At 65.5% G+C, this 24368-nt stretch carries 26 protein-coding genes and 3 tRNA genes; 16 read left to right on the top strand and 13 right to left on the bottom strand.

Translation table 11 applies throughout. The features are described 5' to 3' along the window. Positions 1–128 precede the first annotated feature (128 nt). A complete protein-coding gene (locus tag B2W22_RS24690; protein ID WP_286939915.1) occupies positions 129–644 on the top strand; it encodes a DUF2199 domain-containing protein in 516 nt (171 codons plus the stop codon). Positions 645–702: 58 nt separating this feature from the next. Here B2W22_RS24690 and acpA read toward each other — a convergent pair whose 3' ends face one another. Then, the gene (gene acpA, locus B2W22_RS24685; protein WP_286939914.1) at positions 703–2442 is read right to left on the bottom strand and encodes an acid phosphatase; all 1740 of its coding nucleotides are present in this window, start codon (positions 2440–2442) and stop codon (positions 703–705) included. Between the two features lie 217 nt (positions 2443–2659). Between acpA and B2W22_RS24680 the strand changes: the two genes are divergently transcribed. Together B2W22_RS24680 and B2W22_RS24675 are read left to right on the top strand one after the other, a co-directional pair. Then, positions 2660–2736: transfer RNA gene (locus B2W22_RS24680), tRNA-Arg, on the top strand. 161 nt (positions 2737–2897) lie between these two features. After that, positions 2898–2974 (top strand) — tRNA-Arg (locus B2W22_RS24675). A gap of 225 nt (positions 2975–3199) precedes the next feature. Here B2W22_RS24675 and B2W22_RS24670 read toward each other — a convergent pair. Continuing rightward, positions 3200–3421, bottom strand: a complete 222-nt coding sequence (locus B2W22_RS24670) for a DUF3079 domain-containing protein (protein WP_175124230.1) — start codon at positions 3419–3421, stop codon at positions 3200–3202. Positions 3422–3587: 166 nt separating this feature from the next. On the opposite strand from B2W22_RS24670, the gene B2W22_RS24665 reads away from it, so the two are divergent. Next, positions 3588–3664, top strand: a tRNA-Arg gene (locus B2W22_RS24665). Positions 3665–3813: 149 nt separating this feature from the next. Here the strand turns inward: B2W22_RS24665 and B2W22_RS24660 are convergent. Continuing rightward, a complete protein-coding gene (locus B2W22_RS24660; RefSeq protein WP_286939913.1) occupies positions 3814–4410 on the bottom strand; it encodes a short chain dehydrogenase in 597 nt (198 codons plus the stop codon). Positions 4411–4538: 128 nt separating this feature from the next. On the opposite strand from B2W22_RS24660, the gene B2W22_RS24655 reads away from it, so the two are divergent. After that, positions 4539–5423, top strand: a complete 885-nt coding sequence (locus B2W22_RS24655; protein ID WP_286939912.1) for a LysR family transcriptional regulator — start codon at positions 4539–4541, stop codon at positions 5421–5423. Between the two features lie 48 nt (positions 5424–5471). Here the strand turns inward: B2W22_RS24655 and B2W22_RS24650 are convergent, their stop codons facing one another. The 3 genes from B2W22_RS24650 to B2W22_RS24640 all read right to left on the bottom strand — a co-directional run bounded on the left by B2W22_RS24650 (position 5472) and on the right by B2W22_RS24640 (position 7306). Continuing rightward, positions 5472–5720, bottom strand: coding sequence for a hypothetical protein (locus B2W22_RS24650; RefSeq protein ID WP_175124227.1), 249 nt, complete (start codon positions 5718–5720; stop codon positions 5472–5474). 96 nt (positions 5721–5816) lie between these two features. Continuing rightward, the gene (locus B2W22_RS24645) at positions 5817–6419 is read right to left on the bottom strand and encodes a helix-turn-helix domain-containing protein (RefSeq protein WP_286939907.1); all 603 of its coding nucleotides are present in this window, start codon (positions 6417–6419) and stop codon (positions 5817–5819) included. Positions 6420–6517: 98 nt separating this feature from the next. After that, positions 6518–7306: an SIR2 family NAD-dependent protein deacylase gene (locus B2W22_RS24640; RefSeq protein WP_286939906.1), complete on the bottom strand. Its 789-nt coding sequence runs from the start codon at positions 7304–7306 to the stop codon at positions 6518–6520. Between the two features lie 166 nt (positions 7307–7472). On the opposite strand from B2W22_RS24640, the gene B2W22_RS24635 reads away from it, so the two are divergent. Further along, positions 7473–8087 carry a cysteine dioxygenase gene (locus B2W22_RS24635; RefSeq protein WP_175124224.1) on the top strand — a complete coding sequence of 205 codons (615 nt, stop codon included), beginning with the start codon at positions 7473–7475 and terminating at the stop codon, positions 8085–8087. A gap of 81 nt (positions 8088–8168) precedes the next feature. Beyond that, a complete protein-coding gene (locus B2W22_RS24630) occupies positions 8169–8933 on the top strand; it encodes an IclR family transcriptional regulator (RefSeq protein ID WP_175124223.1) in 765 nt (254 codons plus the stop codon). Here B2W22_RS24630 and B2W22_RS24625 read toward each other — a convergent pair. Both B2W22_RS24625 and B2W22_RS24620 read right to left on the bottom strand, forming a co-directional pair. Continuing rightward, a complete protein-coding gene (locus B2W22_RS24625) occupies positions 8842–10491 on the bottom strand; it encodes an FAD/NAD(P)-binding protein (protein WP_286939903.1) in 1650 nt (549 codons plus the stop codon). The two genes, B2W22_RS24630 and B2W22_RS24625, sit on opposite strands and share 92 nt — an antisense overlap. Further along, on the bottom strand, positions 10488–11456 hold the full coding sequence (locus B2W22_RS24620) for a Bug family tripartite tricarboxylate transporter substrate binding protein (RefSeq protein WP_175138592.1): 969 nt from the start codon (positions 11454–11456) through the stop codon (positions 10488–10490). The genes B2W22_RS24625 and B2W22_RS24620 overlap by 4 nt, the downstream gene beginning before the upstream one ends. Before the next feature lie 312 nt (positions 11457–11768). Here B2W22_RS24620 and B2W22_RS24615 point away from each other — a divergent pair, with 312 nt between their 5' ends. The 5 genes from B2W22_RS24615 to B2W22_RS24595 are packed head-to-tail and all read left to right on the top strand — an operon-like array spanning position 11769 to position 16790. After that, complete coding sequence (locus B2W22_RS24615; protein ID WP_175138591.1) at positions 11769–12938, top strand: CaiB/BaiF CoA transferase family protein; 1170 nt, start codon at positions 11769–11771, stop codon at positions 12936–12938. Continuing rightward, positions 12935–13654 carry an enoyl-CoA hydratase/isomerase family protein gene (locus B2W22_RS24610; protein WP_175138590.1) on the top strand — a complete coding sequence of 240 codons (720 nt, stop codon included), beginning with the start codon at positions 12935–12937 and terminating at the stop codon, positions 13652–13654. Before B2W22_RS24615 ends, B2W22_RS24610 begins: the two co-directional genes overlap by 4 nt. Before the next feature lie 28 nt (positions 13655–13682). Beyond that, positions 13683–14516, top strand: a complete 834-nt coding sequence (locus tag B2W22_RS24605; protein WP_175124218.1) for a CoA transferase subunit A — start codon at positions 13683–13685, stop codon at positions 14514–14516. After that, entirely contained in the window at positions 14509–15243 is a 735-nt protein-coding gene (locus tag B2W22_RS24600; protein WP_175124217.1) for a CoA-transferase subunit beta, read from the top strand. Before B2W22_RS24605 ends, B2W22_RS24600 begins: the two co-directional genes overlap by 8 nt. A 41-nt stretch (positions 15244–15284) precedes the next feature. Then, positions 15285–16790 carry a class I adenylate-forming enzyme family protein gene (locus tag B2W22_RS24595; protein ID WP_286939899.1) on the top strand — a complete coding sequence of 502 codons (1506 nt, stop codon included), beginning with the start codon at positions 15285–15287 and terminating at the stop codon, positions 16788–16790. Between the two features lie 53 nt (positions 16791–16843). Here the strand turns inward: B2W22_RS24595 and B2W22_RS24590 are convergent, their stop codons facing one another. Further along, positions 16844–17827: a tripartite tricarboxylate transporter substrate binding protein gene (locus B2W22_RS24590; protein WP_175124215.1), complete on the bottom strand. Its 984-nt coding sequence runs from the start codon at positions 17825–17827 to the stop codon at positions 16844–16846. Positions 17828–17895: 68 nt separating this feature from the next. Further along, entirely contained in the window at positions 17896–18765 is an 870-nt protein-coding gene (locus B2W22_RS24585) for a fumarylacetoacetate hydrolase family protein (RefSeq protein WP_175124214.1), read from the bottom strand. Positions 18766–18961: 196 nt separating this feature from the next. On the opposite strand from B2W22_RS24585, the gene B2W22_RS24580 reads away from it, so the two are divergent. Further along, entirely contained in the window at positions 18962–19630 is a 669-nt protein-coding gene (locus B2W22_RS24580; protein WP_286939896.1) for a FadR/GntR family transcriptional regulator, read from the top strand. An 11-nt stretch (positions 19631–19641) separates the two neighbouring features. On the opposite strand, the gene B2W22_RS24575 is transcribed toward B2W22_RS24580, so the two are convergent. Continuing rightward, on the bottom strand, positions 19642–20529 hold the full coding sequence (locus B2W22_RS24575) for a LysR family transcriptional regulator (RefSeq protein ID WP_286939895.1): 888 nt from the start codon (positions 20527–20529) through the stop codon (positions 19642–19644). A gap of 204 nt (positions 20530–20733) precedes the next feature. Here B2W22_RS24575 and B2W22_RS24570 point away from each other — a divergent pair, with 204 nt between their 5' ends. From B2W22_RS24570 to B2W22_RS24560, 3 genes are read left to right on the top strand one after another with little or no spacing between them, the layout of a single operon-like run. Further along, positions 20734–21213 (top strand): carboxymuconolactone decarboxylase family protein, encoded by a 480-nt coding sequence (locus tag B2W22_RS24570; RefSeq protein WP_056563450.1) that lies wholly within the window; start codon positions 20734–20736, stop codon positions 21211–21213. Positions 21214–21222: 9 nt separating this feature from the next. Further along, a complete protein-coding gene (locus B2W22_RS24565; RefSeq protein ID WP_286939893.1) occupies positions 21223–21978 on the top strand; it encodes an SDR family oxidoreductase in 756 nt (251 codons plus the stop codon). 20 nt (positions 21979–21998) lie between these two features. After that, positions 21999–22493, top strand: coding sequence for an Ohr family peroxiredoxin (locus B2W22_RS24560; protein ID WP_286939892.1), 495 nt, complete (start codon positions 21999–22001; stop codon positions 22491–22493). An 11-nt stretch (positions 22494–22504) separates the two neighbouring features. Here the strand turns inward: B2W22_RS24560 and B2W22_RS24555 are convergent, their stop codons facing one another. Continuing rightward, positions 22505–23506 (bottom strand): LysR family transcriptional regulator, encoded by a 1002-nt coding sequence (locus B2W22_RS24555; RefSeq protein WP_286939890.1) that lies wholly within the window; start codon positions 23504–23506, stop codon positions 22505–22507. A gap of 142 nt (positions 23507–23648) precedes the next feature. Continuing rightward, positions 23649–24083, bottom strand: a complete 435-nt coding sequence (locus B2W22_RS24550) for a cupin domain-containing protein (protein WP_286939888.1) — start codon at positions 24081–24083, stop codon at positions 23649–23651. Positions 24084–24368: the final 285 nt, after the last annotated feature.

The raw sequence follows: 24368 nt of genomic DNA, 5'->3' as shown, positions 1-24368 counted from the left end.
TCCCCCGTCGTCATCTTCGTCCAGGCCTTCGGCCTTCCCTTCAAATTCCCTCGGGCTTATCGACACCCCGCGCACCCCGGGACGCCACCGTGCCGGACGCCTCAAGAACCCACACCGAAAAAGTAGCAATGGACTTTTCCTTCAAGTGCACCACCTGCGACGAGTTCCACCACGGCCTGCCGAGCTTCGGCGCCGATGCGCCCGCAACGTACTACGCCGTACCGCCCGAAGATCGCACCCGACGTTGCGATCTGGGCAGCGACGATTGCGTAATCGACGAGCAGCACTTCTATGTGCGCGGCTGCATCGAGCTGCCGATCGCGGGCCACCCAGAACCCTTCGTGTGGGGCGTGTGGGTCTCGCTCAGTCAGCAAAGCTACGAGACGTGGGTGCGGATGTCGGACGAGGCAAAGCGTTCGCACACGCCGCCGTTGTTCGGCTGGCTTACGACGCGGCTCGATCCGTATCCCGACACGATCGGACTGAAGACGCACGTGCATCTTCGGGACGACGGCATCCGGCCGTACATCGAGCTGGAGCCCACGAATCATCCGTTGGCGGTGGAGCAACGCGAGGGGATTACGACCGGCCGCGTTGCGGAGATCTATGCGCTGCTGGTGCACGGGCAGGCGGGCGCGGCGTAGAGAGGGTGATTCGCCCGACGGATCGCCGCCCGACGGATCGCCGCCCCGCCTGCAGGCGTCAGGCGCTAAACGTCAGCGCATTCGTCAGATCGCCCATCGCCGCTTGTCCTCGCGCCGTCATGGCGTCATCGCGCGCCTTCAAACCATCGAACATCGGCAGGTCGAAGAGCCGCGTGGCAAGACGCAGGATGGAGCCCGTGTCGTAGATCGTGTGGTCCACCGTGCCCTTCTTGGCAAAGGGTGACACGATCACCGCCGGGATACGCGTGCCCGGCCCCCAACGGTCGCCTTGCGGCGGCGCAACGTGATCCCACCAGCCGCCGTTCTCGTCCACGGTGATCACCACCACCATGTTCTCCCACTGCTTGCTCTTCCTCAGGCTGTCCACGATGTGCGCGATGTGGCGATCACCCGAGTCCACGTCCGCGTATCCCGCGTGCATGTTCAGGTTGCCCTGCGGCTTGTAGAAGGTCAGCGGCGGTAGCGTGCCCGCTTCGGCGTCGGCCAGGAATTTGTTGGTGGAATTGAGATCACCCAGGCCGCCGTCGCGGATGTGCGCCGTGCGCGCCGCCGTGCCCGGCCCCGTGCTCTTGAAATAATTGAACGGCTGGTGATGCGCCTGGAAGTTCGGCGACGACGGAAAGCCCGTGCTGGCCGTTGAATCGACGGCGGCTTTCCAACCGCCGGCGTACCAGGCCCAGTCCAGGCCTTTGGCGCTCATCAGATCACCGATGTTGGCGTGCGTTTGCGGAACCATCGTTTGCGGGCTGGCCGGATCTGCCAGTGTCGGATCGGTGGCATCGCGGCTGAACGACGGCCAGAATGGCGGGGCCATCGTATTGACGCCATAGCCGTCGGGCGTGAGCGCACTGGCGCCGAACTGCGGGATGCCGGTCAGCGCGCTGGCGGGCGATGTGGCCTTGGGTTCCAGGCGCGGATCGGTGGGGTCCGCGCTTTGCAGTTGCGCGATCTGCGTCTTGGCGACCGACGTGGCGGCGTCGGGATAGAAAGGCGGACGCGCCGCGACCAGGTACTGATGGTTCAGGAACGAACCGCCAAAGGCGCCCTGGAAGAAGTTGTCGCACAGCACGAATTCCTGCGCCAGCTTCCACAGCCGCAGGTTGTACGCCGAATCGCTGTAGTGCCCCATGACGAGCGCGCCGGAATCAGCCCACGCGACGAATTTGTCGTTCTTGCCGCCGTTGATCTGCATCTGGTTCTGGTAGAACACGTGCCAGAGGTCGCGCGTCACCACCCCTTGCGGCAGCGGCTCGCCTTGCGGTCCCTGCAACGCGAAGGGCGCGTTGGGCAGGTTATTCATGTAGGCCGCGGCCTGATCCACCTGATAAGTAATGTGGTTGGCCTGCTGCGACGTAGGCACCATGCCGTTCCAGACCGGCGGCAGCACGGGCAGCGGCGTGCCGTCGCGATCGAGCTGCGTGTAGTCGGCCGGCGTCAGCGCGGACAGCGGCTTTTCCACGCCGGGGAAGTTGGCGAACAGATTGTTGAAGCTGCGGTTCTCGGCAAAGATCACCACCAGCGTCTTGACGTTGTTGCGCAGCTGCGTGGTGAGGTCAGGAGCAGGGGCGGGCGTGGGTTCCGGCGCAGGCGCTGGGGCGGGCGCCGCAGGACTGTCATCGTCGTCGTCGTTGGAGCATCCGGACAGCGCGCCCATCGCGGCTGCGCTCGCGCCGAGTGCGGCAATGCCGGTCAGAAAGCCGCGGCGCGTGGCGCGCACCGGCGTCGTGCTGGGGGCGTCTTGGGAAGGTTCTCCAGTGCTTTTGTCTTTGTCGGACATGAAAGGTCTCTTGAGCTTGCGGATGACGTGGCGCACTGTCATTGCGTCACGAAGATCGCCGGATGACAGCCGGCATCGTTAACGGCCGCTAGGCTAAAGAGACAACGTTCTATCGATGTGACCATCCGCTGTCGGGAAGCTGTACGCAGACATCCGCGCGCCTTCCGACTTGCGCATCTCGTGAAACGACGCTATTATTCAAGGCTTGCTTTTTCAAGCGCCCGTAGCTCAGCTGGATAGAGTACCTGGCTACGAACCAGGGGGTCGTAGGTTCGAATCCTGCCGGGCGCGCCAAGTTCTTTTTTGTGTTGTTTGCGTTTTACGCAGACCTGCCGGAAAGGGAATAAAAAGCAGGCGTAGTGAAGTACAAGTTGCCGCAAGAAGTTCTGCGATAAGTTTTACTGCACTACAAACATGGCACGATTATTCTGATATAATTTTGCCTCTTTGCCGGAGCGCCCGTAGCTCAGCTGGATAGAGTACCTGGCTACGAACCAGGGGGTCGTAGGTTCGAATCCTGCCGGGCGCGCCAAACTTCACGGTCTAAACACCGCGATGTGAAAGCGGCAAAGAAAATGAAAAGGCCTTTGATCTTGAATCGAAGGCCTTTTTGTTTTGTGCGTCAAATTGGTGAGGCGTACATCGGTGGGTGTACATCGGTGGGCATCAATAGGTGGGCATCAATAGGTGGGCATCACACCGGTGCGCATCAAATAACTGCGCATCCCATCGATACATCCAATACAGCCCCATCGCTTCAATGCGCAGCCTCTTCCTTTTCTTTCGATTGCGGCTTGTCGTCCGCTTCATCGAAGCCCCAATCTCCGAATAGATACCAATCTTCGCCGAGCGATTCCGCCGGGTGCATGGTGCGGCCCGAGCCGTTGCCACAGGCCATGGAGTCGGTGGAGCAGTATCGGTCGCAACCCCAGCAGATGCGTTCGGGATGTTTGGGATGCAGGGGAAATTTCTTGGCCATGCTGTCTGCCTGATGTGTTCTTGTTGAACTCAGCGTACTGCTGCCTGGCCGTGTGTTTCATTGACATGCCGCAAAGGCCGGGGCGCTGTCTGTGCCAGTACGCCATTTAAACGGGGTCGATTTGCATGGCACGATTCTTTCGTGTTATAAACACGCCTCTTTCGGGGCGCCCGTAGCTCAGCTGGATAGAGTACCTGGCTACGAACCAGGGGGTCGTAGGTTCGAATCCTGCCGGGCGCGCCAACTTATTCGAGGTCATGCTTCACAGCATGGTTTCAACCAGAAAGACGCAGCAGTGCGTACGCGAAAAGCGGCTTGATGAATGCATCAAGTCGCTTTTTTTTCGCCGCAGATTTTGCGCATTCTTGGCAGCAGCTATGCTATGCCCGCCATCACCACACGCGATATACCCGCCCCGTCTGCGCGCCTTCGACGCTGCGGCTGTAGGCCAGCGCGACACGGCTGGCCGGCGCCGCTTCGAAACCCTGGAAGTACGGACCATAGTTGTCCAGCGATTCTTCCAACACCGTGGGGCTGACGGCGTTGATGCGGACGCCTTGCAGTTCTACCGCTGCACCACGCACGAAACCGTCGATGGCGCTGTTCACGGCGGCGGCATTGGCGCCAAAGCGGATGGGTTCATCGCTCAGGATGCCGCTGGTCAGCGTGATCGAGCCGCCCGCGTTGACGTAGTGCTGGCCGATCAGCGCCAGGTCGACCTGGCCCAGCAGCTTGTCATGCAGGCCGATCTTGAACTGATCCGCCGTCATCTCGGCGAGCGGCCCGAAATGCAGGCTGCCCGTAGCGGAAACGATCGCGTCGACCTTGCCCACGCGTTCAAACAGGTCGCGAATGCTGTCGCTGCGGGTCACGTCCACCTGATATTGGCCGCGGGTCTTGCCCACCGTGATGATGTCGTGCCGCTGGCCCAGCTCGCGGGCGATCGCGCTTCCGAGGGTGCCGCCTGCGCCGATGAGGATGATCTTCATGAGGTTCTCCGGGAATGCCGATAAGGCGCGCCGGCACGACGCCGACGCATGGACGCATTCTGCGCGCCGTATTCCGCCCGAAAAATCCTAGAATTGTTGGATCAGTCAACACTTGGAGTGTGTAATCCATGGATCGCCTGCTCAGCATGGAAGTCTTTGTGGCGGTGGTGGAACTGGGCAGCCTGTCTGCCGCAGCAGCGCAGCTGGATATGTCGCCTGCGATGGCGGCCAAGCATGTCAAAGGCCTGGAAAACCGGCTGGGGCTGCGGCTGATGAACCGCACGACGCGGCGCCAGAGTCTGACGGAGGCGGGCCAGGCTTACTTCGCGCGCTGCAAGACAATCCTTGCCGACATCCGCGACGCAGAGCAGGGGGCCGAAGTGCTGCGCTCGGCGCCGCGCGGGCATCTGCGCATCACCTCGTCAGTATCGTTCGGGTCATTTGCGCTGGCGCCGGCGATCGCCGAGTACCTGTCGATCTATCCGGACGTCAGCGTGGAGCTGTCGCTGAGCGACATGGTGGAGGACGTGGTGGCGTCGCGTTTCGATGTGGCGCTGCGCATCGGCGAGCCTGCGGATTCCGGCCTGGTGGCGCGCCGCATCGGCCTTTACCAGATGATCATCTGCGCGGCGCCCGCGTATCTGGCGCGGTACGGCACCCCAGCCGTGCCGGGCGATCTGTCCCGGCATCAGTGCCTGGATTTCTCGCATTGGAGCCGGCGCACCGGCTGGCGGCTTGGCACGGACGAGGGCGGAGAAATGGGGTATCCGACGGGGCGGTTCGTGTCGAACAACGGGCAGGCGCTCCGGCAGGCCGCGCTGGCGGGCTTTGGCATCGTGTTGCAGCCGGAGCTGCTGCTGGCCGACGACGTGCGCGCCGGCCGCCTGGTGCCTATCCTGCAGCCTTACTGGCCGGTGGCCCGGCCCATCACGCTGCTGTATGCGAAGGACCGCCAGGCTCCGCCGAAACTCACGACATTCGTGGATTTTGTCGTGACGCGTTTCGGACGGTAGTGGCGGGCTGTCGGGGCGGGCTGTCGTGGAATGCTTTGGCGGCGGCCGTCAGGCGCGTCGTCGGTCCACTGCGGTCAGGGATGTGCCGCTTTTGAGAAGCTGGTAGGTCTGGCCGCCCAGCCACGCAACCTTTTCACCGGAACTGGTGCGGCAGACGCAGTGCGTCTTGGGATCGAAGCGTGGCGTGCCCAGCGCGGAATACGCGCCAGGATCGGAAACGAAGCGTTCAATGCGATACAACGTGCCATCCGGCGATGTGGCGAGCACGTCGGTCAATCGTCTTGCGGTGCCGAGCATATTCAATACCTCCATGCGCGGGCCGTCAGGTGTCGGCGCCAAAGTCGTTTGAACAATTCATGGCGCGGGCGCGGGGCAATGCCGTCGCGCGCTGCGCTAATGAAACTGTCCTCCTAACAATGAATCATCGAGTTGTTCCGGCGAAACGCCGAGGGCTTCGGACACGCGGTCAAGAATGACCTGCCTGGGCCGCGGGCGGGGCCGTTCCAAATCGATATAGATGGAGTGATCGACGCCAAGCCGGGCAGCCATGTCAGCAGTGCTGATGTTCAGGTGCTCGCGCCAGGCGCGGATCAGGCTCCAATCGTTGCCGGTTTTTAGATTGACTACAGCGGGCGGCAGGCGCGCTTGAGCCCCGGCAAATGTCTTGCGAGAGGCACGCGGCGCGGTGGCCGGCTTTTCATCGCTCGGGGCGGAGACGCTGTGCCCTGACTCGCCTCGAGGTGTGGTGTGCGCGGTGACGGCGAGAAAGACGGCGCCGCCATTCAACTGGCGGTATTCGTCGTTGCCCACCCAGCACAGCGTTTCGCCGTTATCGAGCTTGCATTCGCAATCCAGATGGGTATTGCTTGGCATGCCTTCAAGCAGGGCGATGGTTTCCGTGGTCGTGGCGTGACGCACCACACGGTGCAGCACACCGTCTGGCGAACGTACGAAGACGTCAGGAAGTCTCCAGGAAAACGGAATGATCATCTCCACAAGCGAAGCTCATTACACCACTGTATAGCGCGGTTGTAATGGTGAAAGTGAGGGTTTCCCCGCGAGTGTGGCGCAAGTGTCATAGACGTGTGATCCGGTTACGGCGGATCCTCACCAAACCTCGCTGCGGCAAGCACCTTGGGCATCATTTCGGCCGCGGCGCCGCGCAGGTTGTGGTGGGCCAGGCCGTCCAGGGGCGTCGCGGCCGGGTTGACCTGCACGACCGTGGCGCCGCCTGCGATGGCCAGCTGGGGCAGTTCTGCGGCGGGGTACACGAGCGACGAGGTGCCGATGCTGAACAGCAGGTCGCACTGTTGCACGGCAAGGGTGGCGTCGCGCCAGGCCTGCGCGGGCAGGCTTTCGCCGAACCAGACGACGCCCGGCCGCACCGGGGCGCCGCAAGCCGTGCAGGCAGGCGGCGGGATGCGGCGGCCGGCATCGGGTTCTTCCGGTGTTTCCGTGGCAAAGGACTGAGGGGCGCCGCAGCGCGAACAGCGCGGCGCATGCAGGCTGCCGTGCAGATGCGTGACATCGCGGCTACCCGCGCGCTCGTGCAGGTCATCCACGTTCTGCGTGACGACGGTCAGTCGGGGAACATGGCGGGCGAGCGTCGCGATGGCATGGTGTGCGGCGTTGGGCGAAGCGCGCAGGACCTGCGCGCGCCGCCATTCGTACCAGCCCCAGACGATGTCGGGATGCTTTTGAAAGGCTTCGGGCGTGGCCAGCGCCTGTGCGTCAAAGCGCGACCAGAGCCCGGTCAAGGCATCGCGGAACGTGGCGATGCCGCTTTCCGCGGAGACCCCTGCGCCCGTGAAGACGACGACGCGGCGCGCGTCGCGCAGCGCGTGCGCCAGCGGGGGCGGAATATCGTGATGCGTGTTTTTCATTTCCAACCTTGCAGACAGTCCGATACGCTGCACGCGCCGCCACGGGGATGTCAAGCGTGGTTGCGCGATGTCCGGCCGAGCCGGAAGCGGCAGACGCGTGCGTCGCCGTCCTGAATCGTGGATACTCTTTTTTCATTCTGGGATTTGATCCAACCGGAGACCTGCAATGCCTGAATCGACCACCGGCCTGGAACGGCTGCGCCGCTTTATCGCCACCGCGACGCGGCTGGCCACGCCGCAGGCGCTCGACCAGAGCCCCGAACTTGAGGCAGCGTTCTCGGACCTGGTGAGCCACGACGATTGGCTGCCCGAAGCCTGTACCGCCCCGCACCCGCAGTTCTATCAGCAGTACCTGCTGCACTGCGATCCGCTGGAGCGCTTCTCGCTGGTGAGCTTTGTCTGGGGACCCGGCCAGTTGACGCCCGTGCACGATCACGAGGTCTGGGGCTATGTCGGCATGCTGCGCGGCTCGGAGATCAATCAGCGGTTCACGCGGGACGTCGACGGGCGTTTGGCCATGGCGGGCGAGCCCACGACGCTGCGGCCCGGCGATGTGGAGCGCCTGTCGCCGGCCGAGGGCGACATCCACCGGGTGTCCAACGCGTATCCCGACCGCGTCTCCATCAGCGTGCATCTGTATGGCGGCAACATCGGCGCCGTGTCGCGCCATGTGTACGACCCGGTCACCGGCGTCGCCAAGCCATTCGTCTCGGGCTATTCGTCGCCCACCCTGCCCAATTTGTGGGACCGCTCTGCCGCTGTCCGCGCCACGCTGGCCTAGCGCGGACATTGCGGCAAATCCGCTGTTCCCGCGGCGTGTCTCGTGCTATGTTCCCGTCCTAAATATTAGGAAAAATCACGAATGGACAAGACGCTGCTTAAAGGGCTGATGGTGCTGGAAGCGGTGACCGATGTAGACAATCCGCCGCGCACCATCGACGCGCTGGCCGCGCGCGTGGGCCTGACCCGCAGCAATACGCATCGCACCCTGCAGACGCTGATTCACGCCGGCTACGTCATCAAGGACGACGACGGCGGCGGATACCGCGGGGCCGTGCGCCTGTTTGAACTGGCGGCGAGGCAGTTGGCGCAACTGGACGTGCGCAAGCTGGCCGCGCCCTACATGCGCACGCTGGCGGACCAGACCGGCGAGACCGTGCACCTGTCGGTGCTGGACGGCTTTGACGTGGTGTACGTGGACAAGATCGACAGCCCGCAGCCCATTCGCGCGTACTCCATGGTGGGCGGCCGCGCGCCCGCCTACGCGGTGGCGACCGGCAAGGCGCTCCTGGCCTACCAGCCCGAAGGCTACGTCGAACGCTACGCGGAGCAGATGGTGCGGCACACGCCGTCCACCATCGTGTCCATGCCGCTCTTGAAAGACGAACTGCGTAGAATCGCGCGCGCCGGCTACGCGATCAATCGCGGCGAATGGCGTGAAGGGGTCGGCGGGCTGGCCGTCACCGTGTTCAACAGCCTGGACCAGCCCGTGGCCGCGGTCGGCATTTCAGGGCCGCTGGACCGTCTGAGCGCCGCTAGGATGAAGCAGCTTGCGCCGGATGTGGCGGCCTGTGCGCAGTCCATCTCTCAGGGGATGGGATATCGCCGGGGATTTCTGGATCAGTAGCCGGCGCGGCGCGCAGGGTGGCCGCGATCCGTTCGGCCTGATCGCGCGCCAGCCGGGCATTTACGTCCATGGACGTGGTCCAGAAGTACGTGCCGCCTGCCAGGCTGCCGAGCACCGAGACGCCCGCCACGATGTGGCCACCGGCGTTCTTCAGGCAGCCGGTGCCGTAGTCCAGCGCCAGGCCGCCATGCGGATCGGCATGCGCGTGACCGTCGCGCAGCAACTGGGACACCAGCGGATCGGCCGTGCGCTGCGCATCCACGGAGAAACTCGTGGCATTGATCAGATACTGGCTTGTGTGTTCGACGTGCTCACCTGCCGTGCGCAGCCGTGTGCGGAACAGGCCGGTGGCCGGATCGTGATCGCAGCCGGCAAAGCCGGCGGCAACGTGGAGCTGCTTGGCGCCGAACAATGCCTGCAACTTCAAGGCGTTGCGCATCGGGAAGGTCGCGCGCCTAGCCATCCATAGCGAACGCCAAGTCGACTGGAAGCGGCGCCGTTCGGTGTCAGGCAGCAGATGCCAGATCCGGTCCACCGCCCCATTGGTGGCGGCGGCCACCGCCTGCCACGGACGCGGCGCCGTGGCCGATCGGCGGATTTCATCATCCAAGGCGGCACGCGCGTCGCCGTCGATGCCCAACACATCATCGTCGTCCAGCGAGCCGTGCAACGCCATCACCTCGTCCCGCAGCGCCTGCCAGATGACGTCCAGCGTCAGCGCGCCGCCGTGCCGAGCCGCCAGTTGGAGCGCGCCGTCGGCGCTCAGCTGTTGCAGCGTGCCGGGCGCGCGGTTGTGCGGACTGCGCACCGATGGCAGCCGCCCGTTGCGCGAGACGCACAGAATGGGGCCGCGGTGTCCGGCCTGCTGCAATGCAGCCACGGCGTCCACGGCGCTCAGGCTGGTGCCGACGACGCACACGGACGCATCGGGCGCGATGGCTTGTGCCAGCGCCGACACCGGATACGGGCTGTTGAAGTAGCCTGCCACGCCATCCAGCGCAGGAAACGCCTGCGAAGGCAGGTTGCCGTTGCACAGCACGACGTGGCGCGCCACGATCGGTACGCCATGTTCGGACTGGACGTGCACACGGCCGTCAGGTTGCGGGACCACGCGGAGCACGCGGTCAGGCACATGCGTCAGCCTCACGCCCAGCGTTTCGGCCAGCCGGCGGCAGCGCTCGTAGACCGCGCGCATGTAGGCGCCGAACAGCGGACGCGGCAGGAAGTCGGCAGGTTCGATGGCCGTGACGCCGTAGCCGTGCAGCCAGTCCTCATCCTGTTCGCGCAGCCAGTCGACGAAGTCCAGCCGATGATCGGCGCGCGCGGACATGTTGCCTGCGGGAATGTTGAGCAGGTTGCTGCGCAGGTCGTCCTGGTACGCGCCGCCCGGACCGGGGTCGGCCTGCGGTTCGAAAAGATGGACCGTTGGCGGGCGCACGGCCGGCGCGGCTTGCAGCGCCAACAGGAACTGATACAGGAAGCTGACGCCAACCGAGCCGCCGCCGACAATGGCGAGTTCGGGGGTGGCCGGCTGGGCCAATGCCGCGGCGCGCGTCATTTCGCCGCCGACAGGCGCACCACGTCGGCCCAGCGCGCGACTTCCTGCTTGAGCATCCGGCTGGTGTCGGCGGGCGAGGTGGCGATCGCGTCGGCGCCCAGCTTCAGCGCGGCCTGCTGCACGGATTCCATCGCCGCGGCCTTCTGCATGCCGTCCGACAGCCTGTCCACGACCGCGGGCGGGGTGCCTGCCGGCGCAAGCAGGGCATACGTGGTGGCAACCGAATAATCCTTTACCCCCTGTTCCGCCAGCGTCGGCAGGTCGGGCAACGCGGTGGCGCGCTTGGCCGTCGTGACGCCCAACAGCCGGATCTTGCCGCTGGCGACCTGCGGCAGCAACGCGGGCAGCGTTTCGATCACCATGTCGATCTGGCCGCCCAGAAGATCCGTAATGGCGGGACCGCTGCCGCGGTAAGGCACGTGCATGAGCCGCGTGCCGGTGACCGCCTGGAAGAGCTCGCCGGCCATGTGCTGCGAAGTGCCGGGTCCGGCTGACCCGAAGGTGATCGATCCGGGTTTGCTCTTGGCCAGCGCGATGAGTTCCTGCACGTTCTTGGCTGGAATCTTGCTGCTGTTCACGGCCACCGCCATCGGCATGCTGGTGGCCATGGACACGCCAACGAATGCCGTGCCGAAGTCGTAGCCCGGCTTGTCGGGCATGGCGGCGTGGATGGCATGGCTGCCGACTGCGCCCATCAGCAGGGTGTAGCCGTCGCCTGCGGACTTGGCGACAAATTCCGCGCCGATCTCGCCGCCCGCGCCGGCCTTGTTCTCGACGACCACGCTCTGTCCCAGGAAGTCTCCCAGATGCTGCGCATAGATGCGCGCGGCCGCATCGGTTGCGCCGCCCGGCGGAAACGGCACCACCATGCGGACGGGTTTGGTCGGCCAGTTGTCGGCCGATGCGGGGTTGGCCGACAGCGCCAGCACCGTGCTGGCCAGGGCAATACGCCACGACAGTCTCATGCAACTCTCCTCGGTGGACGGGCCAGCATGCGACGGAGGCGGTTCGCGATTGCGGGGCGCCGGGGCCGCTGCAGTCCTCTTTTGTGAATCCTAAATATTAGGATTGACGTTTCAATAAATGGTTTACCTAGAATTCCACACGGTGCTATGCTGGTCAACAATTAACCGCGGCACCTAGGGATTGCACTAGGATTCGCCCGGACACCAGCGGCTTTCCCGGGCGGCGCGTCTGGATGATGCCATCGTTGAAGGCCGCGTCTTATACTGTTTTCCGCATCCCAAATATTGAATTTTCATAACGAGAGGTCAGACATGACACCCAGTTCGGCGCTAGCCGGCATTACGGTGCTGGAGATTTGCAACGTCGCGGCGGGACCCTTTTGCGGCATGTTGTTGGCGGACATGGGCGCGGACGTGATCAAGGTGGAGAACCCGGAAGGCGGCGATACGCTGCGCAGCTGGCCGCCCATCTCGGACGGCTACAGCGAGAACTTCGCCTCGCTCAACCGCAACAAGCGGTCGGTGACGTTGAACCTGAAGGACCCCGGCGATCTGGCCTTGGCGCGCGAATTGGCGCTGCGCGCCGACGTGCTCATCGAAAACAACCGGCCGGGCGTGATGGAGCGGTTGGGCCTGGGCTACGTGCAACTGCGCGAGGCCAATCCCCGGCTGGTGTACTGCTCGATCTCGGCGTATGGCCAGTCCGGACCGCGCGCGCAGGAAGGCGGCTTTGACCTGACCATCCAGGCCATGAGCGGCATCATGAGCGTCACCGGCGAGCCCGGCGGCGAACCGGTCAAATGCGGCGTGCCGCTGGCGGACTTTTCCGCGGGACTGTACGGCGCGTTCGCCATCGCATCGGCGCTGCGCGCGGCGCAGGCCAGCGGGCAGGGCACGCACATCGACGTGCCGATGCTGGGCGCCACGCTGGGCATCGCCGCCTTGCAGACGTCCGAGTTCTTCGGCAGCGGCAAGGATCCGGTCAAGCTGGGGTCGGCCCATCCGCGCAATGCGCCGTATCAGGCGTTTCGCTGCAAGAACGGATACTTCGGCATGGCCGCGGGCAACCAGGCGTTGTGGAAGGCCGTCTGCGTGACGGTGGGGCGTGAAGACCTGCTGGGCGATCCGCGCTTTACCGATACCAGCGCCCGCGCTCGCAATCAGACGGCGCTGCGCGACATCCTGGAAGCGATCTTCGCTGAGCACGAAGCACAGGACTGGCTGGCACGCTTTCGCGCGGCCGGCGTACCGTGCGCGCCGATCAACACGTATTCGGAGGTGCTGGCCGATCAGCAGGTCGAGCACATGGGCTGGGTGCAGGCGCTGGAACTGCCGAATGGCGTGCAGACCCGCACGTTTGGCCTGCCGGTGCGGTTTGACGGCGAGACCACGGCGCTGCGCCGCCGGCCGCCCGCGCTGGGCGAGCACAACGACGAGGTGCTGGGACCGCTGCGCGTGTCTGCCAAGGGAGGCAAGCAATGAGCGTTCTGCGTATCGACCGGCAAGGGCCGCGCCACGTGCTGACGCTGGCGCGCCCCGAAAAGATGAATGCGCTGTCGGCCGACCTGGTTGAGGCGCTGATCGCCGCGCTGGACGAGGCCGAGGGCGCACGTGCCCAGGTCATCGTGTTGCAAGGCGAGGGCAAGAACTTCAGCGCGGGCTTCGACTTTGGCGATTGGCAGACGCAGAGCGAAGGCGATCTGCTGCTGCGCTTCGTGCGGATCGAGACGCTGCTGCAGCGGCTGGCGGCCTCGCCGTGCCTGACCGTGGCGCTGGCGCATGGGCGCAATTTCGGCGCGGGCGTGGACGTGTTCGGCGCCTGCAAATGGCGCATCAGCGCGCCGGATGCGACGTTCCGCATGCCCGGGTTGAAGTTTGGCCTGGTGCTGGGCACGCGGCGTTTCGCGTCGCTGGTGGGCGCGGGGCGCGCGCGCACGATTCTTGAACAGGCCGCCACATTCAACGCCGAAGACGCGTTGCGCGATGGCTTCGTCAGCCGATTGGCCACGACGCAGGAATGGCCGCAGATCGGCGAGGCTGCGCTGGAAACGGCGAGCGCGCTGACCGACGCGAGCCGCACGCAGCTCTACGCGGCCCTGTCGCAGGAGACGCCGGACACGGATCTGGCGCGGCTGGTGCGTTCGGCCGCGGCGCCCGGCCTGAAGGACCGCGTGGCGGCGTATCTGCAGGCGCGCTAAGCGCGTCCCATCAAGCAGGAGGAAGACAATGGCTTCAGGATTCAACCAGAAGAACAAGCAGTGCAGCCTGCAGGAATTGGCGGCGCTGGTGCCCAACGGGGCGTCCATCGCGCTGGGCGGCAGCTTTCTGCACCGCGGACCGTTCGCCTTTGTGCGCGAACTGATCCGCCAGGAAAAGCGCGATCTTGAACTGATCAAGCAGTCGCCGGGCTATGACGTGGACATCCTGTGCCGCGCGGGCGTGCTGCGCCGCGTACGCGCGGGCATCGTCGCGATGGAAGGCAACTTCGGGCTGGCGCCGTGGTATCGGCGCGCCGTGGAGCGCCACGAGATCGAACTTGAGGAACACGCTTGCGCCAGCCTGACGGCCGGGCTGCGCGCGGCGGCCTTTGGCGTGCCGTTCCAGCCCTGCGGCGGTCTGCATGGCAGCGGTTTGCCGGAGCTGAACGGCTGGAAATGCCTGGACGATCCGTACGGCAGCGGCGAGAAGACCTGGGTGGTGCCGGCGATACGGCCGGACTTCGCCGTGATCCAGGCGTCCGAAGTGGATGCGCTGGGCAACGTGCGCGTGCAGGGCACGGCGCACTGGGACCGCATCATGTCGCGCGCCGCGGGCAGCGTGCTGGTCGTGGCCGAAAAGCAGGTGGACAGCGCCGTGTTCGAGGCGCAGCCCGAGTCCACGCTGGTGCCGTATTTCATGGTGCAAGCCTTCGCGGTCGTGCCGCAGGGCGCGTGGCCGGGTTCGTGCTGGCCCGATTACGCCATCGACTATCCGGCGGTGGAAACCTACATGGACAAGAACAGCGATCTGCGCGCGCATATGGCCGCGGCGCCCGAAGCGCGGGAGGGGAATCATGGCTGAGCAATGGTCGGGCTTTTCGTACATCGTCACCAATCTGGCGCGATTCATCCGTCCTGACGAAATCACCTTCAGCGGCGTGAATTCCACTATGCCGATGCTGGCGTGCCTGCTGGCCAAGCGCGCGTACGACTGGGACTTCGTGTACATCAACGTGGCGGGCGGCGTGAACCCGCGGCCGTCGCACATTCCGTTGTCCAGTTCGGATCCGGTGCTGGCCGAGCACACCGCGTCGATCTTTTCCAACGAAGATTTCTACGACCTGTGCACGCGCGGCCGCATGGACCTGACCTTTCTGGGCGCCGCGCAGATTGACGGCGCGGGCTGCGCCAACAACTCGTGCATCGGCGACTGGCATGAACCCAAGGTCCGGCTGCCGGGCGGGGGCGGCGGGGCGGTGATGCTGCCCACGGCCAAGCGCGCCTGCACCTGGCGCACCGAGCATTCGCGCCGCACGTTCGTGCCCACGCTGGACTTCATGACGTCGTGGGGCGGTTTTCATGGCGTGGTGACGCCGATTGCGGTGTTCATCAAGCGCGACGGCCGGCTGGCCCTGCAGTCGTGGCATCCGGAGTCCAGCCTGTCTGAAGTACGCGAACGCACCGGCTTCGAGTTCGACGCCAGCGGCGCGGGCCCGACCGAACCGCCGACCGAGCAGGAAGCGCGCGCCTTGCGCGAGCTGGATGCCGACGGACAGTTCGAACGCGACGCCGCCGTCGCATTGCGCTGACAGCGCCACGCATCAACGAGCTCGGTACAGGGGGAGTAATCATGACGATTGCCGATGCCACGATCGTGGCGGCGTTTGCGCGCTTGTGGGACCAGCCAGAATGGGCAGCGCGCCCTGCGCTGGTGACCGCCGAGGAAACGGTCAGCTACGCGGACCTGCGCCGCCGCGTGGGACAGGCAGCGGGTGGCCTGCGCGCCGCCGGCGTCGCGCCGGGCGATTACGTCGGCGTGGCGATGGAGCGCTCGCTGGCGCAGGTGGTTTCCCTATTGGGCGTCATGGCGGCGGGCGCTTGTCCGTGTCCGCTCGAGCCGCGGCTGTCGGTCGAGGAAACCGCGCGGCGCGTGGCGGCGGTGGGCTTGACGTGGATGCTGGCGGACGCCGACAACGCCGCCACGGCCAGCGCCTGCGGCCTACCGGAAGCTCGCGTGCTGGATGCCGCTAAGGTGCCGTCGAATGTGGCGTCGAATACCCCGGACTGGGCGGGCGCGGACATTGCGCCGCAGGCGCCGGGGCTGCTGCTCTTCACGTCGGGCAGCACGGGAAATCCGAAGGGTGTGCTGCTTTCCCATCAAGGCCTGGTCAACAACGCGCGCGGCGTGCTGGCGCACACGGGGCTGACGCCTTCGGATCGCCTGCTGCACGTCATGCCACTGCATCACACCAACGCGCTGAACAACCAGATTTTCACGCCGCTGTTGGCCGGCGCCAGTGTGGCGCTGGCCGGCCGGTTCCGCGCGCAGGACATGCCCGGTCTGCTGGACGCTTTCAGGCCCACGATCATCACCGGCGTGCCGACGATGTATGCGCGCATGCTGGAACTGACGTTCGATCCGGACAGCCTCGCCGTGCTGCGTTTTGCGCGGTGCGGATCGGCGCCCATCACCGAGGCCTTGCATCGGCGGATCGAAGCCTTTCTTGGGTGTCCGCTCGTCGTGTCTTATGGGCTATCTGAGGCCACCTGCACGTCCACGATGAATCCGCCCGATGCGCGGCGCGTGGGATCGGTCGGGACGGTGCTGCAAGGACAGGACGTAACCCTGCGCTTGCCCGATGGCAGCGTGGCGCCGGCCGGCGCGGAAGGAGAGATCTGCATCGCGGGCGACAGCCTGATGCTGGGCTATCTGGGTGTGGACAGCGCGGACGCGGGCGCGCCCCGGCTGCTGCGCACCGGCGACCTGGGCCGCTTTGACGCGCAGGGCTACCTGACCATCACCGGCCGCATCAAGGACGTGATCATCCGGGGCGGCGAGAACATCTCGCCCGCGCTGATCGAAGGCGTGGTCACCGGAATGCCGGGCATCGCGGCCTGCTGCGTGGTGGGGGCGCCGGACGATGACCTGGGCGAGACGCCGGTGATCTTCGTGCAACGCAATGGCGAAACCGCGCCGGATGCGGCCGCGATACAGGCCGAGGTGCTGGCGCGGCTGGGCCGGATCTATGTGCCGCGCGACGTCTGCTGGATCGACCGGCTGCCCGAGAACGCGGTGGGCAAGGTGGACCGCAAGGCGCTGGCGCGCCAGGCGGCGGCGCGGGAGACGGTGCAGTAAATGCGAAAGGGGGGCGCGATGCCCCCCTTGCGTGTGCATGGCTCAAGCGTCAGTCATTCGACCTTGCCGATCCGCTTGACGGCCACTTCCAACGAGGCCGAATCCTTTTTCCAGTAGTCGTCGAATGCCGGCGCGTCCAGGTACTGCATCGGGCTGCCGGTGCCCGCAATGCGCGCCTGCACGGCCGGGTCGGCCGCAATCTGCTTGACGGCCTGGCGCAGCTTGTCGATGACGGCGGGCGGGGTGCCGGCCAGCGCGAAGACGCCAGACCACTGCACGAAGCTGGCGTCGTAGCCCTTGGACGTCAGCGACGGCACGTCGGGCAGGCTGTCCAGCTTGCCGTCGCCCCAATGCGCCAGCGGCCGCACGCGACCAGCCTGGATCAGCTGCATGACGCTGGACGGACCGGTTGCCAGCGCGTCGACCTGGCCGCCGACGAGCGCCTGCACCGCGGGACCTGCGCCCGTGAACGGCACGTGCATCATCTTGACGCCCGCGGCGTTCTGCAGCATTTCCATCGGCACGTGCATCGTGCCGTAGATGCCCGAACTGCCGTAGCTCAGCTTGCCGCCCTGTTTTTTAGCGGCGTCGATGAACTCGTCCAGCGTCTTGTATGGCGCGTCCGCGCGCACGACCAGCACTGTCGGGTCGGCCGTGATGCGGGCGATCGGCACGAACTGGTCGAGCTGATAGGCCGGCTTGCGTTCCAGCAGGCGGTCTGCGGCGGGCAGGATGGAGATCGACGACAGGCTCAGCAACAGCGTGTAGCCGTCGGGCTTGGCGCGGCCCGCCTGGCCAATGCCGATGGCGCCGCCCGCGCCGCCCTTGTTTTCGATGACGATGGGCTGGCCCAGCTTGTCGCCCAGGGCCTGCGCCAGCGGCCGGGCGATGGTGTCCGCGACGCCGCCGGGCGGGAAGGGCACCACCATCGTGACGGGCCGCTCGGGATACCCGGCGGCCGTCGCGGCCGTGGCCCCGAGGCATAGCAAGGCGGCCGCGGCCGCCCGTCTGGCTACATGCTTGCAGCGCAGGTTCATGTCTCACTCCTTAGGTTTTTTGCTGCGCGGCGCCGGTTTCTTGTGACCGGCGCTCGTTTACGCGGGCGTCAGACGAATCGGTTTTCGATGCGTCCAATGCCGTCGATTTCGATCCGGACGACGTCTCCGTGCTTGAGGAACTGCGGCGGGTTCAGGCCCTGGCCCACGCCCGCGGGCGTGCCGGTGGCGATGACGTCGCCGGGGTACAGAGTGATGCCGCGCGAGCAGGTCTCGATCAGCGTGGGGATGTCGAAGATCAGGTCTTCCGTGTTGCCGTCCTGGCGCAGTTCGCCATTGACCCAGCAGCGCACGCGCGTCTGGCGGCCGTCCAGTTCGTCGGCGGTGACCAGCCACGGACCCATGGGGCAGAAGGTATCGAACGACTTGCCCAGGTCCCACTGCTGGTGGCGCATCTGCACGTCGCGCGCGGTGACGTCATTGACGACGGTGTAGGCAATGACGTGGCTCATGGCTTCGGCGCGCGAAATGTTGCGGCCGCCTTTGCCGATGACGACGGCCAGTTCGGCCTCGTAGTCGATCTTGTCGGAAATGCCGGTGGGCAGCGTCACGTCGGACCAGGGGCCGACCACGGTCTGCGGCACCTTGGTGAAAACGATGGGCCAGGATTCCGGATTGGCGTCGTTGTCCTTGAACACGGAATCGCGCAGTTCCTTGGCATGCGCGTGGTAGTTGCGGCCGACGCAGAACAGGTTGCGCGGCTGCGCGGGCAGGGGCGCTTCGTGCTCGACCTGATCCCAGCGATAGGCCGGACCCGTTTGCGCGGGTAGGGCGCGGCCCTCGGCCAGCCATTGCACCGCCGTCAGCGCGCCGGCTGCCGCAAGTTGGGGCGGGAAATCCAGCGCGGTGACCGTGCCGCCCTCGTCCGACACCACGCCCACGCGCCGCTCGCCATTGATTCGAAATACCGCGATTTTCATGCTTGCTCCTACGGCGGCCGGGGCCGCCCGTGATGACATACCAAAAGATACCAATTGGCCGATTCTCAGGCCCAATTGCTGGTGTTGGGCAGGATAAACCAAAATTGTTCCCAGGCGAATCGGGTAATTCGCGGACGAGAAAGAATTTATTGGTCTGTTTTGGTATCATTTGCGGCGTCATCATCCGGGGACATCCATGGACAAAGCCTCCGCCATGCGGGCGGTCATCATCGAAAACCTGCAGTCGGGCGAATGGGCGCCAGGCCACCGCCTGCCGACCGAACGCGCGTTGAGCGAGCAATTCGGCATCAGCCGGTCAACCGTGCGCCGAACGCTGACGCAATTGAAGGAAGAGGGCCTGATTTCGCAGCGCGTGGGCAGCGGCACCTACGCCAACCCGCCCTCGGCGCTGGCGCAGACCGAGGCGCTGCTGCGCGGCGAGGTGCTGTCCACCAGTCCGGCCGAACTGATGGCGGCGCGGCTGGTGCTGGAGCCGGCCATCGCGGCGCTGGTCGTGCAACACGGCACGCCGGCGGATTTTGCCGCGATGCAGAACGCCTGTGATGAAGCGGAGACCGCAGCCAGCTTTGAACAATTCGAAGTCTGGGACGCGAAACTGCACGAACTGATGGCCACGGCCACGCACAACCTCTTCATCGAAAAGGTGTTTGCGCTGATGACCGCGGCGCGCTCACAGGCGACGTGGGGCGCACTCAAGCGCAAAAGCCTGACGCCCGAGCGGCGCGCGGCGTATCAGGTCGAACATCGCGAGATCGTCGAGGCGCTGCACGACCGCGACGCGGACCGCGCCATGGCGGCCGTGCGGCGGCATCTGGTGCACGTCAGGGAGAATCTGCTGGGGTAAGGGGGCGGGGCCTAATTCACCCGCAAATGCCGTTGCAGCGTATCCAGGAACACCTTGGCCCGCGCCGGCGTCACGCGGTTGTCGGATAGGGCGTAGATGGTGGCCGGCGGCAGTTTCCAATCGGGCAGGATCTGTTCCAGCGCCAGTTCCCGCAGCGTTTGCGACAGCGCCTGATGGCTGGGCATCCAGGCGATCCCCAGCCCGGCGGTGGCCAGCTGCACGCCCAGCGCCGCACTGTTGGTGCCGATGTGGGTCGGTCCGCGAACATTCAGCAGGCTTTCGCCTTCGCCCAGCGTCCAGTCGGGCAGGCCGCCCGTGACGATGCGCTCGTGCAGGCCCAGGTCTTCCGGGCAGGTCGGGCGGCCGAAGCGGTCCAGATAGCTGCGGGCCGCCACGAGAATCCACTGTACCTGCGCCACGTGTTTCTGGATCAGCGCGGAATCCTCGAGCTCTCCCGTGCGCAGCATCAGGTCGAAGGGATGGCCGCTGCGGGCGGCGCCGGCCGAGCCTAGCTCCACCTCGAAGGAGATCTGCGGATAGGTTTCGCGCAGTTCCTTCAGCACCGCCGGCAGGATCATGGTCAGACCCGGCATCACCGACACGCGCAGGGTGCCGGCCAGATGATTAAGGCCGGAATGGATGCTTTCGTGCGCGGACAGGGCGGCTTGGACATGCGTCGCGCATTGGTCGAAATACTGCTGGCCGATCGCGGTCAAGCTGACGCTGCGGGTGGTGCGGTTCAACAGCTTGTACCCCAGCGTCTGCTCAAGCTGTGTCAGGCGCCGGGACAGCGTGGCCACGGGCAGGCCGAGTTCGGTGGCGGTGGCGGACAGCTTGCCGCGCTTGGCGACTTCCACGAAGTAATGGATGTCCTGCATCGAGATAACGTTTCTGTTCATGATGATTTGCGGGCGCGAGCCTTGATTGCCTGGGTATTTTCGGGGTGATCGCGCGGGGCGATTGTTGTCATTGCGGCAACATCGTGGTCCCTGCGCCGGGGCTACTGCCGCGCTGCGCGCCGGCCTACGATTTGGGCGTCGAACAAGCCAGCGCAAAACCCGATAACCCCATCGGGGCAGCGCCCACCCCACCCAGGAGTCACCATGAGCCAACGTCTCAACGCTTTTGCCCAGTCGCCCGAACTGTTCAAGAAATTTGTCGAATTCAGCATGCTGGCCAAGGCCGGCGCGATCGAGGAGTCCATCCTGACCCTGGTCGACATTCGCGCCTCGCAGATCAATGGCTGCGCCTTCTGCCTGGACATGCACATCAAGCAGGCCAAGATTGCGGGCGAACGCGAACTGCGCCTGCATCACGTCGCCATCTGGCGCGAATCGAACCAGTTCTCGGCGCGCGAACGTGCATGCCTGGCCTGGACCGAAGCGCTGACCACGCTGGGCGTGCACGGCGTGCCGACCGAGGTGTACGAGCGCGTGCGCGGTGAACTGTCCGAAAAGGAAATCTCGGACCTCAGCTTTGCCATCATGGCCATCAACGGCTGGAACCGCCTGAATGTGGGCTTCCAGACGGTGCCGGGCTCCGCCGACAAGGCATACGGGCTGGACAAGGCCCAATTCAACTAAGGAACGATCATGAAAATCCTCGTCATCGGCGGCACGGGCCTGATCGGCTCCAAGCTCGTCAAGCTGCTTACGGAACGCGGTCATGAGGCCATCGCCGCCTCGCCCGCCACCGGCGTAAACACCATCACGGGCGAAGGCCTGGATGCGGCCCTGGCCGGCGTTGACGTGGTGGTCGACGTCGCCAACTCGCCGTCCTTCGAAGACAAGGCCGTGCTGGAATTCTTCCAGACCTCGGGCCGCAACCTGCTGGCCGCCGAGAAGCGCGCCGGCGTGCGCCATCACGTCGCGCTGTCGGTCGTCGGCACACGCCGCCTGGCCGAAAGCGGTTACTTCCGCGGCAAGATCGCGCAAGAAGACCTGATCGAAGCCGCCGGCATGCCGTACACCATCGTCCACAGCACGCAGTTCTTTGAGTTCCTGGGCGGCATCGTGCAGTCGGGCACGCAGGGCGAGGAAGTGCGGCTGTCGTCCGCCTACGTGCAGCCCATCGCGTCCGACGACGTGGCGCTGGCCATGGCCGACGCCACGCTGGGCGCGCCCGTGAACGGCATCGTGGAAATCGCCGGTCCTGAAAAGGTCAGGCTGTCGGAGCTGGCGCAACGCTACATGGGTAGAATCGGGGACACTCGCACCGTGCAGGCGGACGCCGGCGTGCGCTACTTTGGCGCGCTGCTCGACGACGACACGCTGGTGCCGGGATCCGGCCCCCGCCTGGGCAAGATCGACTTCGAAACCTGGTTCAGCCGTTCGGGCGCAAGAAAGTAGCGGCGGGCACAAGGACCCACATGAGCAAACTGCGGCCTCCTCCCCAAAGCCTCCTGGACAAGTACCGGGGCGGCGACTTCCGTCCCCTGTACACCACCAGCGTGACGGTGCGCGGCGGGGAGGCCGCGCACGGGCGCGCCTCAGGCATTGCCATCTCGGACGATGGCGAACTGATCGTGGAATTGCGGCTGCCGGTGGAGCTGGGCGGCACGGGCGGGGGCACCAACCCCGAACAGCTGTTTGCCGCCGGCTATGCGGCATGTTTCCACGGCGCGTTGAGCATGCTGGCCGAGCGGTCCGGCCTGTCGATTCCCGAAGCCTCGGTCACGGCCACCATTTCGTTCGGACGAGACCCGGTCGATGGCTTGTTTGCGCTGACCGCTGACGTCAACATCCACCTGCCGGGCCTGGAGAGGGCCCTTGCCGAAGAACTGGTGCGCAATACGGAACGCCTCTGTCCGTATTCCAAGATGGCGCAGGGCGGCATTGAAAGCGTGGTGGCGCTGACGCAGTAGCGCGGCCTTCTTCACGCCTGCTTCGCCAGCAGGCTGTCCAATATCTGCAGGTCCATTGCGCGGATGTGTTCGGTCATGTAATCGATGAACACGCGCATGCGCGCCGGCAAGTGCTGGCGGCTCAGGAAACAAAGGTAATGGCCGCGGTCCTCGGGCGCATATTGCGGCAGGCAGGCGACCAGCGTGCCGGCGCGCAGGTGGTCGCAGACCTGGTAAGCGGCCATCTGCGCAATGCCGTGACCATCCAGCACCGATTGCAGCACCAGGTCGGCATCGTTGAACGTCAGCATGCCGGGCGGCGCCACCTTGCGCAGTTGACCCGCCACCTTGAATTCCCACTCGAAAACGCGGCCCGACGCCAGCTTGAAATTCACGCAGGCATGGTCGGCGATGTCGTCGACGCTGCCGGGCAGGCCGTGCGCGGCGGCATAGGCGGGCGAGGCGCACAGCATCATCTGCATCGGGATGATCTTTTTGGCGATCACCTGGCTGTCTTCCATGCGGCCGTTGCGGAAGGAGACGTCGACCCGGTCGGTGGTGAAGTCGGTGGGACCGTCGTCCAGCAGCAGCTCGACCGAGATGCCGGGATTGGCCTCACGAAACCCCATGAGCAGCGGGGCAACGACCTTGCGGCCGAAACCCACGGTGGCGCACACCCGAAGCTGGCCCGACGGCGGGCCTTCGCGCAGATCGCGCATGTCGTCCAGGGCCTGGATGATGCGCTCGACGCCGGGGTGGCATTGTTCGTAAAAACGGTGGCCCTCGGGCGTGAGCGAGGTGCTGCGCGTGGTGCGCACGAAGAGGCGGGTGCCAAGCTGGTCTTCGAGCTTCTGGACGCTGCGGCTGACGGCAGAGCGGCCGATGCCGAGCCGGTCGCCCGCCTTGGCAAAGTTGCCCTCGGCGGCGACGGCAATGAAAGCCATGACACCGGCATAGCTGGTGGCAAAGCTGTCGGCCAGGGAATCCGGTCCGTTTGAAGGGGTGTCGGAGGAGGGAGGGTAGGGTGTCGACATGGTGGCGGCGCCGCAAGTGGGTTGATCCTACAGCTAAGACGGCGCGCGCCGCAATCTTGTGACATCGGGCGCAAAAAAAAGAAGGCCTTCCGCTTTGGGAAGGCCTGCTGGCGTTCTGAAGGGCGGGGTCCGCCCGGCGTCCCTATTTGACTGGTGTCAGAGCGGGCGCGCCTTGCTTCTTGATGAGGACGACCACGAACTTGGCCGGCTCGGTCTGGCTGGCGTTGCGGCCGACGGTGTGGATGTCGTCGGGGCCTTCATAGAAGGTCTGGCCGGGCTTGAGCGTGACTTCCTTGCCGCCCTTGACCTGCATGACGATCGTGCCTTCCAGGACGTAGACGAAGGCGGAGGCGTCGTGGCGGTGGACGGGGTCCGCACCGCCGGGCGGGTAGTCGACGACGAGCATCAGGGCTTCCTTGCCGGGGATGTCGGGCAGGGCCTTTGTCATTACTTCTGTGACGACGGGGGCGGTTGGCTTGGGGGTGGCTTGGGCGTGATGGGAGGCGGCTTGGGTGGGCTGGCTGAGTAACGTCGCTGTGGCGATGAAGGGCAAGACGAATTTTGTGAGCTTTGACATGGTTTGTCCTTGGTGGGGTGATGGGTCTTATCGTAGGAGCGTGGGGGGCGGGGCGGTAGGTCCGTTCAGGGGATCACGGTGTTGCCTGGTATGCACCAACGTTTGTAGGTCGGCCGAGGTTTAGGGCGCAGCGGGTCGCCCGACGCAGTGGCTTCCGTAGGTCGCCCGACGCCGTGGTCACCGGGGAGGCGATCGCCCACGATTGCGGTCCGGAGCCTTCGCTCCGGACGTCCCCGTCGTCATCTTCGTTGTCGCCTTCGGCTCCCTCTCAAGAAACTCCTCCTA

The organism is Achromobacter sp. UBA4530, from assembly GCF_002388205.1.
GTDB classification, from domain to species: domain Bacteria; phylum Pseudomonadota; class Gammaproteobacteria; order Burkholderiales; family Burkholderiaceae_B; genus Achromobacter; species Achromobacter animicus.
This window is presented reverse-complemented; position numbering and strand designations above follow the sequence as displayed.

What these genes read in the sequence shown, in the direction of transcription:
- B2W22_RS24690 (WP_286939915.1), top strand. Translation starts at nt 129, where the DNA reads ATGGACTTTTCCTTCAAGTGCACCACCTGCGACGAGTTCCACCACGGC.
- acpA (WP_286939914.1), bottom strand. Translation starts at nt 2,442, where the DNA reads ATGTCCGACAAAGACAAAAGCACTGGAGAACCTTCCCAAGACGCCCCC.
- B2W22_RS24670 (WP_175124230.1), bottom strand. Translation starts at nt 3,421, where the DNA reads ATGGCCAAGAAATTTCCCCTGCATCCCAAACATCCCGAACGCATCTGC.
- B2W22_RS24660 (WP_286939913.1), bottom strand. Translation starts at nt 4,410, where the DNA reads ATGAAGATCATCCTCATCGGCGCAGGCGGCACCCTCGGAAGCGCGATC.
- B2W22_RS24655 (WP_286939912.1), top strand. Translation starts at nt 4,539, where the DNA reads ATGGATCGCCTGCTCAGCATGGAAGTCTTTGTGGCGGTGGTGGAACTG.
- B2W22_RS24650 (WP_175124227.1), bottom strand. Translation starts at nt 5,720, where the DNA reads ATGCTCGGCACCGCAAGACGATTGACCGACGTGCTCGCCACATCGCCG.
- B2W22_RS24640 (WP_286939906.1), bottom strand. Translation starts at nt 7,306, where the DNA reads ATGAAAAACACGCATCACGATATTCCGCCCCCGCTGGCGCACGCGCTG.
- B2W22_RS24635 (WP_175124224.1), top strand. Translation starts at nt 7,473, where the DNA reads ATGCCTGAATCGACCACCGGCCTGGAACGGCTGCGCCGCTTTATCGCC.
- B2W22_RS24630 (WP_175124223.1), top strand. Translation starts at nt 8,169, where the DNA reads ATGGACAAGACGCTGCTTAAAGGGCTGATGGTGCTGGAAGCGGTGACC.
- B2W22_RS24625 (WP_286939903.1), bottom strand. Translation starts at nt 10,491, where the DNA reads ATGACGCGCGCCGCGGCATTGGCCCAGCCGGCCACCCCCGAACTCGCC.
- B2W22_RS24620 (WP_175138592.1), bottom strand. Translation starts at nt 11,456, where the DNA reads ATGAGACTGTCGTGGCGTATTGCCCTGGCCAGCACGGTGCTGGCGCTG.
- B2W22_RS24615 (WP_175138591.1), top strand. Translation starts at nt 11,769, where the DNA reads ATGACACCCAGTTCGGCGCTAGCCGGCATTACGGTGCTGGAGATTTGC.
- B2W22_RS24610 (WP_175138590.1), top strand. Translation starts at nt 12,935, where the DNA reads ATGAGCGTTCTGCGTATCGACCGGCAAGGGCCGCGCCACGTGCTGACG.
- B2W22_RS24605 (WP_175124218.1), top strand. Translation starts at nt 13,683, where the DNA reads ATGGCTTCAGGATTCAACCAGAAGAACAAGCAGTGCAGCCTGCAGGAA.
- B2W22_RS24600 (WP_175124217.1), top strand. Translation starts at nt 14,509, where the DNA reads ATGGCTGAGCAATGGTCGGGCTTTTCGTACATCGTCACCAATCTGGCG.
- B2W22_RS24595 (WP_286939899.1), top strand. Translation starts at nt 15,285, where the DNA reads ATGACGATTGCCGATGCCACGATCGTGGCGGCGTTTGCGCGCTTGTGG.
- B2W22_RS24590 (WP_175124215.1), bottom strand. Translation starts at nt 17,827, where the DNA reads ATGAACCTGCGCTGCAAGCATGTAGCCAGACGGGCGGCCGCGGCCGCC.
- B2W22_RS24585 (WP_175124214.1), bottom strand. Translation starts at nt 18,765, where the DNA reads ATGAAAATCGCGGTATTTCGAATCAATGGCGAGCGGCGCGTGGGCGTG.
- B2W22_RS24580 (WP_286939896.1), top strand. Translation starts at nt 18,962, where the DNA reads ATGGACAAAGCCTCCGCCATGCGGGCGGTCATCATCGAAAACCTGCAG.
- B2W22_RS24575 (WP_286939895.1), bottom strand. Translation starts at nt 20,529, where the DNA reads ATGAACAGAAACGTTATCTCGATGCAGGACATCCATTACTTCGTGGAA.
- B2W22_RS24570 (WP_056563450.1), top strand. Translation starts at nt 20,734, where the DNA reads ATGAGCCAACGTCTCAACGCTTTTGCCCAGTCGCCCGAACTGTTCAAG.
- B2W22_RS24565 (WP_286939893.1), top strand. Translation starts at nt 21,223, where the DNA reads ATGAAAATCCTCGTCATCGGCGGCACGGGCCTGATCGGCTCCAAGCTC.
- B2W22_RS24560 (WP_286939892.1), top strand. Translation starts at nt 21,999, where the DNA reads ATGAGCAAACTGCGGCCTCCTCCCCAAAGCCTCCTGGACAAGTACCGG.
- B2W22_RS24555 (WP_286939890.1), bottom strand. Translation starts at nt 23,506, where the DNA reads ATGTCGACACCCTACCCTCCCTCCTCCGACACCCCTTCAAACGGACCG.
- B2W22_RS24550 (WP_286939888.1), bottom strand. Translation starts at nt 24,083, where the DNA reads ATGTCAAAGCTCACAAAATTCGTCTTGCCCTTCATCGCCACAGCGACG.